We start from the raw sequence: 13,288 nt of genomic DNA, 5'->3' as shown, positions 1-13,288 counted from the left end.
CCAACCGGTCAGATTTTCTTCTCTGACGGGCTGAATTTTTGTTGATCGCGGGTTAGGTGACCGCCAGATCGCCCTACTCTTCTTAGGGTGAACCAACTGATGTCCCGAGAGTCCGAGGCCGATCTGCCCGGGGAAGCGGCGCTTCCCGGCACCCTGCCGGATGCCCTGCGCACCGAACTCGTCGCCTTCCGCCGCGACCTGCACATGCACCCCGAGCTCGGCAACCAGGAGTTCCGTACCACCGCCGCGATCAAGGCCCGTCTGGAGAAGGCCGGGCTCAGGCCGCGCGTACTCGAAACCGGGACCGGGCTCCTGTGTGACATCGGTGACTGGGACGGCGGGCGGCCCATGCTCGCCCTGCGGGCCGACATCGACGCCCTGCCGATTCCCGACATGAAGGTCGACAGCCCCTACCGCTCCACCGTGCCCGACCGCGCGCACGCCTGTGGCCACGACGTGCACACCAGCGTCGTCCTCGGTGCCGGGCTCGTCCTCGCCGACCTGCACCGGAAGGGGCGGTTGCCCCGGCCCGTGCGGCTGATCTTCCAGCCGGCCGAGGAGGTGCTGCCCGGTGGCGCGCCCGACGCCATAGAGTCCGGTGCTCTGGAGAACGTGGGGCGGATCATCGGCGTGCACTGCGACCCCAGGGTGGAGGCCGGGCGGATCGGGCTGCGCAACGGGCCCCTCACCTCCGCCTGTGACCGCCTGGAAGTCGCACTCGACGGCCCCGGGGGCCACACCGCGCGCCCCCACCTCACCACCGACCTCGTCACCGCCGCCGCCCGCGTCGCCACCGACGTGCCCGCGCTGGTGGCCCGCCGCGTCGACGCCCGCAGCGGGCTCGCCGTCACCTGGGGGCGTATCGAGTCCGGGCACGCCTGCAACGTGATCCCGCAGCACGCCGAGCTCTCCGGAACCGTGCGCTGCCTCGACATCGAGGCCTGGCGGCAGGCCCCCGACCTCGTGCACGCGGCGATCGACGAAGTCGCCACCCTCCACCGCGCCAAGTCCCAGATCAACTACATCCGGGGCGTTCCGCCGGTCGTCAACGACCCGGTCGTGACCGAACTGCTGCGCGACGCCATGACCGCGCGCCGCGGCGCGGACACCGTCGAGGACACCGATCAGAGCCTGGGCGGCGAGGACTTCTCCTGGTACCTGGAGCACGTCCCGGGCGCCATGGCCCGCCTCGGCGTCCGCCGGCCCGGCGACCGTCTGGTCCGCGACCTCCACCAGGGCGACTTCGACGCCGACGAGCACGCCATCACCGTCGGCGTGGAGCTTTTCACCGCGGCCGCCCTCCTCGACGGCGGACGGTAGTCGCGGCGCGGCCGGGGAGGGGTGACCGGCCGTCACCCCTCCCCGGCCGACCAGGGGGCGTTATGTCCTGATCGCCCCTTTTGGGCTCGTGATTCACGCGGACTTAACCGGCCATCGGCACGAATGGATAACAGCCACGCGGTACCCCGTTCCCTCGATGGTCTACGCGCGTTAATCTGCGCCGGACTCGGCACCCACGGCGGGGGCTGAACCAGCACCCACTGCGGGGCTAGGGAGAATGGGGAACTTCACAATGCGTCGGATATCCAAACTGACAAGCGTCGCGGTGGGGGTCGCGTCGCTGGCCCTCGCGGCCACGGCCTGTGGCGGTACGAGCAGCGAAGCCGGAAGTGGCGGCGGCGGCGAGAGCGGCGGCGAGGCGAAGGGGCTCGCCATCGCCTACGACATCGGTGGCAAGGGCGACCAGTCCTTCAACGACGCCGCGTACGCGGGCCTGGAGAAGGCCAAGAAGGAGTTCGGCTACAAGACCGCCGACATCGAGCCGACCGAGGGCGAGACCGACGCCGACAAGGTGCAGCGCCTCACCTCGCTGGCCAAGCAGGGCTACAACCCCATCGTCGGTGTCGGGTTCGCGTACGGCCCCGCGATGGAAGAGGTCGCCAAGAAGTACCCGAAGGTCAGCTTCGGCATCGTCGACTCCGTCGTCGAGGGCGACAACGTGGCCTCCCTGGTCTTCGCCGAGAACGAGGCCTCGTACCTCGCGGGTGTCGCCGCCGCCAAGGCGACCAAGACGGACACCGTCGGTTTCGTCGGCGGCGTGGACGTTCCGCTGATCAACAAGTTCGAGGCCGGTTTCGAGCAGGGCGTCAAGGACACCAACCCCAAGGTGAAGGTCCTGTCGCAGTACCTGACGCAGACCGCCGAGGAGGGCGGCTTCTCCAGCCCGGACAAGGGCAAGGCCGCCGCCGAGGCCCAGTTGGAGAAGAACGCGGACGTTGTCTACCAGGCCGCGGGTCTCTCCGGCCAGGGCGTGATCGAGGCCGCCGCCACCGCGAAGAAGTGGGCGATCGGCGTCGACTCCGACCAGTACAAGCAGGAAGCCCTCGCCAAGTACAAGAAGTACATCCTGACCTCGGCGACGAAGGACATCGGCGGCGCGGTGTACGCGCTGGCCAAGTCCGTCGAGGACGGCAAGCCGCTGACCGGCACGCAGACCTTCGACCTGAAGGTGAACGGCGTCGGCCTGGTCGACAGCAACCCCGAGTTCGCGAAGATCCCCGGCCTCTCGGACGCCGTCACCAAGGCCAAGGAAGGCATCGTCGACGGCTCCATCAAGGTCAAGACCGAGTAGCCGACGACCACGGCAAGCGGGCGGGCACCCCCGGGCGCCCGCCCGCTTGCCGTTCACAGGGAACGCGGGGCGCGCCCGAAAGGGGCGCGGGGAACCGCGCGACCAGCCAAAACCAACCCGCAGCCCTGGACGCACCGCACAAAAAACGGCGCGACCAGAACCCACCCAACCAGCGGAGCGTTGCGGCCGCATAACAAGCCGTACCGCAGGCTTTCACCCGCAGGTCTACGCGCGTTACTCTGCGGCGGAGCCACCACGCGCCGAAGCCGTGAAGAACCACCGTACGGCGCAGTACGACAGGAGCACACCACATGCGCCGGGTTTCCCGCCTCACGGTCGCAGGCGCAGCGACCGCGTCCCTCGCCCTCGCCCTCTCCGCCTGCGGCGGCACCTCGACCGAGGCGTCCTCCCAGGACCAGGAGGGGAAGAGCGACAAGGGCCTCGCCATCGCGTACGACGTCGGCGGCAAGGGCGACCAGTCCTTCAACGACGCCGCGTACGCGGGCCTGCGGAAGGCGGAGAAGGAGTTCGGCTACGAGACCACGGACGTCGAGCCCACCGAGGGCGAGACGGACGCCGACAAGACCCAGCGCCTGGTCTCGCTGGCCAAGCAGGGCTACAACCCGGTGATCGGTGTCGGCTACGCCTACGCGGCAGCCGTGAAGGAGGCCGCGGCGAAGTACCCGGACGTCACGTTCGGCATCGTCGACGACTCCACCATCCAGGCGGAGAACGTCGCGGACCTGGTCTTCTCCGAGGAGCAGGCCTCGTACCTCGCCGGTGTCGCCGCCGCCAAGGCGACCAGGACGAACACCGTCGGTTTCGTCGGTGGTGTGGACATCCCGCTCATCCACAAGTTCGAGGCGGGCTTCAAGCAGGGCGTCGAGGACACCAACCCCAAGGCGAAGGTCCTCTCGCAGTACCTCACGCAGACCGCGGAGGAGGGCGGCTTCTCCAGCCCCGACAAGGGCAAGACGGCCGCCGAGAGCCAGATCGAGAAGAAGGCCGACGTCGTCTACCAGGCGGCCGGCCTGTCGGGCCAGGGTGTGATCGAGGCCGCCGCAGCCAACAAGGTGTGGGCGATCGGCGTCGACTCGGACCAGTACGAGCAGCAGGCCCTCGCGAAGTACAAGGACCACATCCTCACCTCGGCGACGAAGGACGTGGCCAAGGCGGTCTACAACCTTGCGAAGTCCGTCGAGGACGGCAAGCCGGAGAGCGGTATCGTACGGGGCGATCTGAAGACCGGTGAGGTCGGCCTCGCGGACTCCAACCCCAGGTTCAAGGACGACACCGAGCTCCAGCAAGCCATCGAAACGGCCAAGGAGAAGATCATCAGCGGCGAGATCAAGGTCAGGACCAGCTGACACAGCAGGGCCTCAATCAGCCAGTAACCGCGGGGTGACCTCCGCTCAACGGGGTACGGGGAGCCTTTCGCCCTGTACCCCGTTGTCGAACGGCGCGTCACCCCGTTCGTTGCCAGTTGCCATAGGGGTGCCACACGCGTAGGCGACCCCCTTCCACAGGAGAGTGCGCCATCAACGCGTCCAGCAGCCCTCCGGCCGGCGCGGCGGTCAACGGTCAGGCGACCGCCGTCGAACTCGCCGGAATCACCAAGCGTTTCCCGGGCGTCGTGGCCAACCACGACATCCACCTCAGTGTCCGCAAGGGCACCGTGCACGCCCTCGTCGGCGAGAACGGCGCCGGCAAGTCGACGCTGATGAAGATCCTCTACGGCATGCAGAAGCCGGACGAGGGCACGATCGCCGTCGACGGCGAGCAGGTGACCTTCAGCAGTCCCGCCGACGCCATCGCCCGCGGCATCGGCATGGTCCACCAGCACTTCATGCTCGCCGACAACCTCACGGTGCTGGAGAACGTGGTGCTGGGCAGCGAGAAGCTGCACGGCATCGGCGGCAAGGCACGCCGCAGGATCAAGGAGATCTCCGACCGCTACGGCCTCGGGGTACGCCCCGACCTCCTGGTGGAGGAACTCGGCGTCGCCGCCCGCCAGCGCGTGGAGATCCTCAAGGTCCTCTACCGCGGCGCCCGCACCCTGATCCTGGACGAGCCCACCGCGGTGCTCGTACCGCAGGAGGTCGACGCGCTCTTCGCCAACCTGCGGGAGCTGAAGTCCGAGGGACTGTCGGTCATCTTCATCTCGCACAAGCTGGGCGAGGTGCTGTCGGTCGCCGACGAGATCACCGTCATACGCCGCGGCACGACCGTCGGCACGGCCGTGCCCGCCGAGACCAGCCCGCGCCAGCTCGCCGAGCTGATGGTGGGCAGCGAGCTGCCGACCCCCGAGACCGCCGAGTCCACGGTCACCGACCGCCCCGTACTGACCGTCGAGAAGCTCCGCCTTGAGGCCCCCGGCGGCAAGGCGCTGCTCGACGACATCAGCTTCACCATCCACGCGGGCGAGGTCCTGGGGCTCGCCGGTGTCGAGGGCAACGGCCAGACCGAACTCGTCGACGCGCTCATCGGCCTCAAGCACGCCGACTCCGGCGTCATCACGCTCGCCGAGGACGAGATCACCGGCTGGCCCACCCGCAGGCGCCGTGAGCAGGGCATCGGCTACATCCCCGAGGACCGCCACCGCCACGGACTGCTCCTGGAGGCCCCGCTCTGGGAGAACCGGATCCTCGGCCACGTCACCGAGGCGCCCAACGCGAAGGGCGTCTGGCTGGACCCGAAGTCCGCCCAGGAGGACACACGGCGGATCGTCGAGGCGTACGACGTCCGCACGCCCGGCATCGACGTCACCGCGGCCTCGCTCTCCGGCGGCAACCAGCAGAAGCTGATCGTCGGCCGCGAGATGAGCCACAAGCCGCGCTTCCTGATCGCCGCCCACCCCACCCGCGGGGTGGACGTCGGCGCGCAGGCCCAGATCTGGGACCAGATCCGTGAGGCGCGCCGCGAGGGCCTGGCCGTGCTGCTGATCTCCGCCGACCTGGACGAGCTGATCGGCCTGTCCGACACGCTCCGGGTGATCTACAACGGCAAGCTGGTCGCCGACGCCGACCCGGCCACGATCACCCCGGAGGAACTCGGCTCGGCCATGACCGGCGCGGCCACGGGCCACCTCGAACACGAGGAGCCCCCGGCGGACGGGCCGGCGGAGTCCGGGTCGGACGACCCCGCCCAGACCCAAGCCGACGCCCCGGCCCGGACCGAAGCCGACGCCCCGGCGGAGACCCAGGCCGACACCGCGGCGAACATCCCCTCCCAAGGTCCGGCGAAGACCCAGGCAGACGCCCCGGAAGACGAGGCCCGCTGATGAAGAAGTTCGACAAGGAGCGTGTGCTCCTCGCGGTGGCCGGACCGGTCATCGCGCTCGCCGTGGCCTTCGCCCTGACCTCGGTGGTGCTGATCGCCTCGGGCAAGAACCCGGTCGAGCCGTACACCCTGATGTTCGAGCAGGCCACGTTCTCCGACATCCAGGTCCTGATCATCAACCAGGCCTCGATGTACTACATCGCGGCGCTCGCGGTGGCCATCGGCTTCCGGATGAACCTGTTCAACATCGGCGTCGACGGCCAGTACCAGCTCGCCGCGATGATCGCGGCGGTCGTCGGCGCCCATGTGAACCTGCCGGCGTTCCTCCAGATCCCGCTGCTGCTCCTGACCGCGGTGTTCACCGGCGCCTTCTGGTCCGGCATCGCCGGTGTCCTCAAGGTCACCCGCGGCGTCAGCGAGGTCGTCGCGACGATCATGCTCAACGCGATCGCGACGTCCGTGATCGCCTACCTGTGGCTGCCCAGCGTCTTCGGCGTCAAGGTCGGCAACAACAACACCACCGGCGAGATGCACGAGTCCGGCTGGGTGCCCGGTATCGACCTGGGCGCGGCCGGCGAGATCTACGGCCTGGTGTTCCTCGCCGTCCTGCTCGGCGTCGTCTACTGGGTCGTCCTCAACCGCACCCGCTTCGGCTTCGACCTGCGGGCCTCGGGTGCCTCGGAGAGCGCCGCCGCGGCCAGCGGTGTCGACCCCAAGCGGATGGTGCTGACCGCGATGCTGATCTCCGGCGGCATGGCCGGTCTCGCGGGCCTGCCGATCCTCCTCGGCGACACCCACACCTACAGCCTGAACTTCCCCACCGGCATCGGCTTCCTCGGCATCGGCATCGCCCTGCTCGGCCGCAACAACCCGACCGGTATCGCGTTCGCGGCCCTGCTGTGGGCCTGGCTCGACAAGGCCTCGCCCGAGCTCGACTTCCACGACTACGACAAAGAGATCGCGGTCATCATGCAGGGCCTGATCGTGCTCGCCGTCGTCGTCAGTTACGAGGCCGTGCGCGAGTGGGGTCTGCGCCGCCAGCAGCGCCGCGTCGGCGCGGAGCTCGCCGCGGGTCACGTCCTCGGCGCCACCGACAGCGCCACCGGCAACGCCGCCGACACCAACGCCCAGAAGGAGGTGGCTGGCCGATGACCACCGCGACCGCTGTCAACCAGCCCACGCTGCAGCCCGCCGCCCCGGCCGGCCGCAGACTGTCGCTGCCCGTCCTGATGCTCGTCATCGCCGGCGGCCTCGCGCTGACCTCGATCGTCCGCATCGTCACCGGCGCCGACGGCATCACCAACGTCAGCCAGATGTCCACCGCGCTGGAGCTGGCCGTCCCGATCGGACTGGCCGGTCTCGGCGGCCTGTGGGCCGAGCGCGCGGGCGTCGTGAACATCGGCCTCGAAGGCATGATGATCCTCGGCACCTGGTTCGGCGCCTGGGCCGGCTACCAGTGGGGCCCGTGGACCGGCGTCCTCGTCGGCATCGCCGGCGGCGCCATCGGCGGCCTCCTGCACGCCCTCGTCACCGTCACCTTCAACGTCAACCACATCGTCTCCGGTGTGGCCATCAACATCCTCGCCCTCGGCGCCACCCGCTACCTGGCCCCCCTCGCCTTCGAGGGCACGCAGGGCGGTTCGGCCAAGCAGTCCCCGCCGGTGGAGTCCCTCGGCGACTTCACGGTGCCGGGGCTCTCGGACGCGCTTCAGGAACTCAACCACAAGGGCTGGTTCCTGGTCTCCGACATCGCGGGCCTGCTCGGCGGCCTGGTCACCCATGTCTCCTGGCTGACCCTCATCGCCGTCGCGCTGATCCCCGGCAGCTGGTGGGTGCTGTGGCGCACCTCGTTCGGTCTGCGTCTGCGCTCCTGCGGTGAGAACCCCGTCGCCGCCGAGTCGCTCGGCGTCAACGTCTACAAGTACAAGTACCTGGCTGTGATCATCTCCGGCGGACTGGCCGGCCTCGGCGGTGTCTTCCTGTCCATCGTGGCCAACCCCTTCTATCTGGAGGGCCAGACCAGCGGGCGCGGTTACATCGGTCTCGCCGCGATGATCTTCGGCAACTGGATGCCGGGCGGACTCGCCCTCGGCGCCGGCCTGTTCGGCTACACCGACAGCCTCAACCTGCGCGGCGGCGCCGAGAACGTCCACGCGCTGCTGCTGCTCGGCGCCCTCCTGCTGGTCATCGGCGCCATCTGGCTGGCGGTCCGGAAGAAGTACACCACCGCCGCGATCACCGTCCTGATCGGCGCCCTGCTGTTCACTTGGTACGTGACCACCGACGAGGTCCCCAACCAGGTCGTCTCCGCCACGCCGTACGTCATCACGCTGGTCGTCCTCGCGCTCTCCGCGCAGCGGCTGCGCATGCCCAAGGCGGACGGTCTGCCGTACCGGAAGGGACAGGGCAAGTGACGTCGCCCGCCTGTGTCGACGGCGTCGACTGGGACGAGCTGCGGGTGGTGGCCCGGGACGCGATGTCCCGGGCGTACGCCCCGTACTCCGGCTACCCGGTCGGCGTCGCCGCCCTGGTCGACGACGGCCGGATCGTCTCGGGCTGCAATGTCGAGAACGCCTCCTACGGTCTCGGGCTGTGCGCCGAGTGCGGGCTGGTCTCGCAGCTGCAGAACAGCGGCGGCGGGCGGCTGACGCACTTCACGTGCGTGGACGGGCAGGGCGCCATCCTCGTCCCGTGCGGTCGCTGCCGCCAGCTGCTGTACGAGTTCGGGGGGCCGGACATGCTCCTGGAGACCCCGGAGGGCGTCCTGCCCCTGTCGGAGATGCTGCCGCAGGCGTTCGGCCCGGAGCATCTCACCAAGTAACGCGTGCGGCCCCTCCTGACGACCGGTTGGGTCGGGTCGGAGGGGCCGCTCACTTCCGGAACCCCGGAAGTCACTTTCGGAACCTCCGGAACCTCGGAAGGAAAGCAAAGCCATGGCCATGGACGCCGTCTCCGTCATCCGCACCAAGCGGGACCGCGGTGAGCTCAGCGACGAACAGATCGACTGGGTCATCGACGCGTACACCCGTGGGGAGGTCGCCGACGAGCAGATGTCGGCGCTCGCGATGGCCATCCTGCTCAACGGCATGGACCGCCGTGAGATCGCCCGCTGGACGGCCGCGATGATCGCCTCCGGCGAGCGTATGGACTTCTCGTCCCTGACCCGCCCGACCGCCGACAAGCACTCCACGGGCGGCGTCGGCGACAAGATCACGCTTCCGCTGGCCCCGCTGGTGGCGGCCTGCGGCGCCGCGGTCCCCCAGCTCTCCGGCCGGGGCCTCGGCCACACGGGCGGCACCCTGGACAAGCTGGAGTCGATTCCCGGCTGGCGCGCCCAGCTCTCCAACGAGGAGATGCTGTCCGTCCTGGACGGCGTCGGCGCGGTCATCTGCGCGGCGGGCGACGGCCTGGCCCCGGCGGACAAGAAGCTGTACGCCCTGCGGGATGTGACGGGCACCGTCGAGGCGATCCCCCTGATCGCCTCCTCGATCATGTCGAAGAAGATCGCCGAGGGCACCGGTTCGCTCGTCCTGGACGTGAAGGTCGGCACGGGTGCCTTCATGAAGACGATCGAGGACGCGCGGGAACTGGCCTCCACGATGGTCGGCCTCGGCACCGACCACGGTGTACGCACGGTCGCCCTGCTCACGGACATGTCCACCCCCCTGGGCCTGACCGCGGGCAACGCGCTGGAGGTCAGGGAGTCGGTGGAGGTGCTCGCGGGCGGCGGCCCGGCGGACGTCGTGGAACTGACCCTGGCCCTGGCCCGCGAGATGCTCGACGCCGCCGGCCTGAAGGACGCCGACCCGGCCAAGGCCCTGGCCGACGGCTCGGCGATGGACGTGTGGCGCCGCATGATCAAGGCCCAGGGCGGCGACCCGGACGCTCCGCTGCCGACGTCGCGGGAACAGCACGTGGTCACGGCCCCCTCCTCGGGCGTCCTGACCCGCCTCGACGCGTACGACATCGGCATCGCCGCCTGGCGCCTCGGCGCCGGCCGCGCCCGCAAGGAGGACCCGGTCCAGGCGGCGGCGGGCGTCGAGATGCACGCCAAGCCGGGCGACCCGGTGACCGAGGGCCAGCCCCTGCTCACGCTGCACACGGACACGCCGGAGCGGTTCGCCTACGCGTTGGAGGCGGTGGAGGGTTCCTACGACATCGGGGCGGCCGGGACGGAGTTCGCGGTGTCACCGGTGGTGCTGGAACGTATCGGCTGAGCTGCGGTTTCCCCATTCGGGTGAACGGGATCGGTGGACCGGCGCCGGTTCCGTTCGGCATGCTGGGATCGGTGACGTACCGAAGAGGAGACCGCCATGAGCGCACTCACCATCAGCCAGGACCCCGATCAGAGCTGGGACGACCTCGTCCGGTTCTGGGAGGAGATGGAATGGCCTGAGGGCAGCAAGGTGGAGATCATCGAGGGGATCATCACCGTGTCACCTGCTCCCGCGTTCCGCCACAACCTGATCGCGGAAAGCATCCAGCGCCGCCTTTACTCCGTGATCCCCGAGGACTGGGGGGTCTTCCAGACGCTGTCGGTCGCCGTGCCCTCGCGCCTGGGCATGCTCATCCCGGACATCGTGGTCGCTCCGAGGCGGGAGCACGCGGACACGAACACCCACATCCCGGCCGCCCTCGCCGAGCTCGTCGTCGAGGTGACCTCCAAGTCCAACGCCCGCCACGACCGCATCAGCAAGCCCGCCGCCTACGCCGCCGCGGGCATCCCGCTCTACCTCCTCGTCGATCGCTGGGCTCCCGAGGGCCCGACCGCGACGCTCTACGGCGAACCGAAGGGCGACGTCTACCGCCCTCTGAGCACCGCCAAGTTCGGCGAGGCCCTCAAGCTCCCAGACCCCTTCGACCTCGTCATCGACACCAGCGAGTTCCCCGTCGACTGACATACACCTCACCCCAACAACGCCGCCACCACCACCAGCACCGGCACCGACAGCACCGTCGACAGCAGGATCGACTCCCGGGCCAGTACCTCGCCCACGCGATAGCGGCTCGCATACGTGAAGAGGTTCTGCGCGGCCGGGAGCGCCGAGGTGACGACGACGTCGAGGAGAGGCGCCCCGTGCAGGCCGAAGACCCCGGCCGCCAGCGCCCAGGCCACCACCGGCTGGCCCACCGACTTCAGGGCGACCGAGAGCAGCACCGGGTGCCGGTCGGTGCCACGGCCAGGCATCGTGCTGCCGCACAGGGAGATCCCGAAGGCGAGCAGGACCGCGGGCACCGACATGTTCCCGATCAGCGTCAGCGGATCCATGACCGCCCCCGGTACCGTCAGACCGGACGCCGAGACCGCGACCCCGGCCAGCGAGCCCACCGCGATCGGGTTGCGCAGGGGCGTGATCAGCCGCCGCCATAGCGGGCCCTTGTCGCCCCGCCCCGACAGGTCCAGGATCGTCAGCGCGATCGGTGTCAGCGCGATCACCTGGAACAGCAGCACCGGCGCCACGAGCGAGGCGTCGCCCAGCACGTACACGGCGATCGGGATGCCCAGGTTGCCGGCGTTGACGTAACTGGAGCACAGCGCGCCGATGGTCGTCCGGCCGATGCCCCAGCGCCGTACGACACCGACCGCGACGAAGACTCCGGCCGCCGCTGCCGTGCTCAGCGCCGTGACGAGCAGGCGGCTGGAGAAGATCACCGACAGGTCGGCCTCGGCGAGTGTGGTGAACAACAGGGCCGGTGAGGCCACATGGAACGCGAGCTTGGTCAGCACCTCCCGTCCGTGCTCGCCGAGATAGCCACGGCGTCCGATGACGAAGCCGACGCCAATGACGACGGCGATCACCGCGAACCCTGTCAGCACCCCTTGCACAGAGCCTCCTCGGAGGGAAGGAGGCCGTCGGGTATCGCGGGTGGTGCAGATCCATGGGGCATACACCCAACCCTCCGGGGAAGGCGGGGCACAGGTCAATGTGATCTTTGGCGTCGATCCGGTCTCTGCCCCGCGATGAGTCACGAGCCCCAGGACGGTCTACCGAACGTGGATGCCACGACACCCGCTGTACTCGTGCTGCCGGGACCCGTCGCCAAGGACGAGGTGCCCCGGCTCTGTGCCGATGTGCGCGCGCTGCTGACGGTGACGGGGGCGGGGGTCGTGGTGTGCGACGTCGCCGGAATCGGACCGGCGGGGCTGGCCACCGTCGACGTACTGGCCAGGCTTCAGCTCGCCGCCCGGCGTGCCGGGGGCCGCATCCGGCTGCGGGGCCCCGACCCGGCGCTGCGCGCGCTACTCGGTCTCGTCGGTCTCGCCTTCGAGATGGAGGGGCAGCCCGAAGAGCGGGAACAGGCGGGCTGTGTCGAGAAAGCAGTGGAACCCGGCGATCCGGCCCTCTGATATCTCCAGGGCCTGGATCGCCCACGGGGAGAAGCCACCTTTGTCCGGATCCGGCTTGTACTGGGCGAAGCCCGGCAGGCCGTTCACGGCGACCGGCACCAGGTGCGAGCCCGCGCAGGGTGCGCCCAGCGTCGTCATGAAGCCGGTGATGTCGGCCGTGCCGCGCAGCCACAGGTCGAACGGCGGCATCGTCATGACCGCGTCCTCGTGCAGCAGCGCGGTCAGCGCCGCCATGTCGTAGCCCTCGAACGCCGCCATGTAGCGGTCGAGGAGCTTCTGCTGCTCCTCGTCCAGCGGGTCGGAGACGGCGCTGTCCGCGCCCTGGTTGTGCGCGTCGGCCAGCGTCGCCCGTGCCCTCTGGAGCGCGCTGTTCACCGACGCCACCGAGGTTTCGAGCAGCTCGGCGACCTCGCTCGCCTTCCAGGCGAGCACCTCGCGGAGGATGAGCACGGCACGCTGCTTGGCGGGCAGCTTCTGCAGGGCCGCGACGAAGGCCAGCCGGACGGACTCCTTCGCCACGGCCGCCTCCGCCGGGTCGCTGGTCGTGGGCAGGACGCGGGCGTCGGGGACGGGCTCCAGCCAGGTGTTGTCCGGGCGGGGGGAGAGGGCCGCCTGGGCCAGGGGGGTGGAGTCGCTGAGGTCGACGGGGCGGGCCCGCTTGTTGCCTGCCGTCAGCATGTCCAGGCATACGTTCGTCGCGATGCGGTACAGCCATGAACGGAGCGAGGAGCGGCCCTCGAACTTCTCGTAGCTCCGCCAGGCCCTGACGAGGGTGTCCTGTACCGCGTCCTCCGCCTCGAAGGACGAGCCGAGCATCCGGTAGCAGTAACCGGTCAGCTCGACCCGGTACTTCTCCAGTTGCAGGTCGAGGTCTGCTGCTGTCGCCGTGCCCTTGCTCATCGTCCATCCACCCCTGTGGCTGCTCCCTGGCGCGCCTCTTTACGCCCAGCACTTCGGAAGCTACAGCAGCCCACTGACAACGGCCCCTCGACACCCGAAACCGCAGGTCAGCCGACCCGCGTCTTCCG

The 13,288-nt window shown here is 69.6% G+C and carries 12 protein-coding genes; 10 read left to right on the top strand and 2 right to left on the bottom strand.

Translation table 11 applies throughout. The annotated features are described in order from the left end of the window. The first annotated feature begins 99 nt into the window (after positions 1-99). The 9 genes from IE262_RS11425 to IE262_RS11385 all read left to right on the top strand — a co-directional run bounded on the left by IE262_RS11425 (position 100) and on the right by IE262_RS11385 (position 10,809). Positions 100-1,320, top strand: coding sequence for an amidohydrolase (locus tag IE262_RS11425; protein ID WP_134039624.1), 1,221 nt, complete (start codon positions 100-102; stop codon positions 1,318-1,320). A 253-nt stretch (positions 1,321-1,573) separates the two neighbouring features. Continuing rightward, positions 1,574-2,632: a BMP family lipoprotein gene (locus tag IE262_RS11420; RefSeq protein WP_134039625.1), complete on the top strand. Its 1,059-nt coding sequence runs from the start codon at positions 1,574-1,576 to the stop codon at positions 2,630-2,632. 311 nt (positions 2,633-2,943) lie between these two features. Beyond that, a complete protein-coding gene (locus tag IE262_RS11415; RefSeq protein WP_189873282.1) occupies positions 2,944-3,999 on the top strand; it encodes a BMP family lipoprotein in 1,056 nt (351 codons plus the stop codon). 170 nt (positions 4,000-4,169) lie between these two features. Beyond that, positions 4,170-5,912, top strand: coding sequence for an ABC transporter ATP-binding protein (locus IE262_RS11410; RefSeq protein WP_229877239.1), 1,743 nt, complete (start codon positions 4,170-4,172; stop codon positions 5,910-5,912). Then, complete coding sequence (locus IE262_RS11405) at positions 5,912-7,063, top strand: ABC transporter permease (RefSeq protein WP_189873281.1); 1,152 nt, start codon at positions 5,912-5,914, stop codon at positions 7,061-7,063. The genes IE262_RS11410 and IE262_RS11405 overlap by 1 nt, the downstream gene beginning before the upstream one ends. Further along, complete coding sequence (locus tag IE262_RS11400; RefSeq protein ID WP_189873279.1) at positions 7,060-8,325, top strand: ABC transporter permease; 1,266 nt, start codon at positions 7,060-7,062, stop codon at positions 8,323-8,325. The genes IE262_RS11405 and IE262_RS11400 overlap by 4 nt, the downstream gene beginning before the upstream one ends. Then, positions 8,322-8,732: a cytidine deaminase gene (locus tag IE262_RS11395; RefSeq protein WP_134039629.1), complete on the top strand. Its 411-nt coding sequence runs from the start codon at positions 8,322-8,324 to the stop codon at positions 8,730-8,732. The genes IE262_RS11400 and IE262_RS11395 overlap by 4 nt, the downstream gene beginning before the upstream one ends. A 112-nt stretch (positions 8,733-8,844) precedes the next feature. Further along, complete coding sequence (locus tag IE262_RS11390; RefSeq protein WP_134039630.1) at positions 8,845-10,128, top strand: thymidine phosphorylase; 1,284 nt, start codon at positions 8,845-8,847, stop codon at positions 10,126-10,128. 96 nt (positions 10,129-10,224) lie between these two features. Next, positions 10,225-10,809, top strand: a complete 585-nt coding sequence (locus IE262_RS11385) for a Uma2 family endonuclease (protein WP_134039631.1) — start codon at positions 10,225-10,227, stop codon at positions 10,807-10,809. Positions 10,810-10,817: 8 nt separating this feature from the next. On the opposite strand, the gene IE262_RS11380 is transcribed toward IE262_RS11385, so the two are convergent. Then, a complete protein-coding gene (locus tag IE262_RS11380; protein WP_189873277.1) occupies positions 10,818-11,738 on the bottom strand; it encodes an AEC family transporter in 921 nt (306 codons plus the stop codon). Between the two features lie 135 nt (positions 11,739-11,873). Between IE262_RS11380 and IE262_RS11375 the strand changes: the two genes are divergently transcribed. Continuing rightward, the gene (locus tag IE262_RS11375; protein WP_134039633.1) at positions 11,874-12,260 is read left to right on the top strand and encodes an STAS domain-containing protein; all 387 of its coding nucleotides are present in this window, start codon (positions 11,874-11,876) and stop codon (positions 12,258-12,260) included. Here the strand turns inward: IE262_RS11375 and IE262_RS11370 are convergent. Continuing rightward, positions 12,153-13,160, bottom strand: coding sequence for a sigma-70 family RNA polymerase sigma factor (locus tag IE262_RS11370; protein ID WP_134039634.1), 1,008 nt, complete (start codon positions 13,158-13,160; stop codon positions 12,153-12,155). The two genes, IE262_RS11375 and IE262_RS11370, sit on opposite strands and share 108 nt — an antisense overlap. Positions 13,161-13,288 lie beyond the last annotated feature (128 nt).

Source organism: Streptomyces bluensis (assembly GCF_014650715.1).
In the GTDB taxonomy this organism is placed as follows: Bacteria; Actinomycetota; Actinomycetes; order Streptomycetales; family Streptomycetaceae; genus Streptomyces; species Streptomyces bluensis.
Note: the sequence above shows the minus strand (reverse complement) of the source record. Positions and strands in the feature narration are given on the sequence as shown.

Coding starts and splice junctions, on each gene's coding strand:
- IE262_RS11425 (WP_134039624.1), top strand. CDS start 100: ATGTCCCGAGAGTCCGAGGCCGATCTGCCCGGGGAAGCGGCGCTTCCC.
- IE262_RS11420 (WP_134039625.1), top strand. CDS start 1,574: ATGCGTCGGATATCCAAACTGACAAGCGTCGCGGTGGGGGTCGCGTCG.
- IE262_RS11415 (WP_189873282.1), top strand. CDS start 2,944: ATGCGCCGGGTTTCCCGCCTCACGGTCGCAGGCGCAGCGACCGCGTCC.
- IE262_RS11405 (WP_189873281.1), top strand. CDS start 5,912: ATGAAGAAGTTCGACAAGGAGCGTGTGCTCCTCGCGGTGGCCGGACCG.
- IE262_RS11400 (WP_189873279.1), top strand. CDS start 7,060: ATGACCACCGCGACCGCTGTCAACCAGCCCACGCTGCAGCCCGCCGCC.
- IE262_RS11390 (WP_134039630.1), top strand. CDS start 8,845: ATGGCCATGGACGCCGTCTCCGTCATCCGCACCAAGCGGGACCGCGGT.
- IE262_RS11385 (WP_134039631.1), top strand. CDS start 10,225: ATGAGCGCACTCACCATCAGCCAGGACCCCGATCAGAGCTGGGACGAC.
- IE262_RS11375 (WP_134039633.1), top strand. CDS start 11,874: ATGAGTCACGAGCCCCAGGACGGTCTACCGAACGTGGATGCCACGACA.
- IE262_RS11370 (WP_134039634.1), bottom strand. CDS start 13,160: ATGAGCAAGGGCACGGCGACAGCAGCAGACCTCGACCTGCAACTGGAG.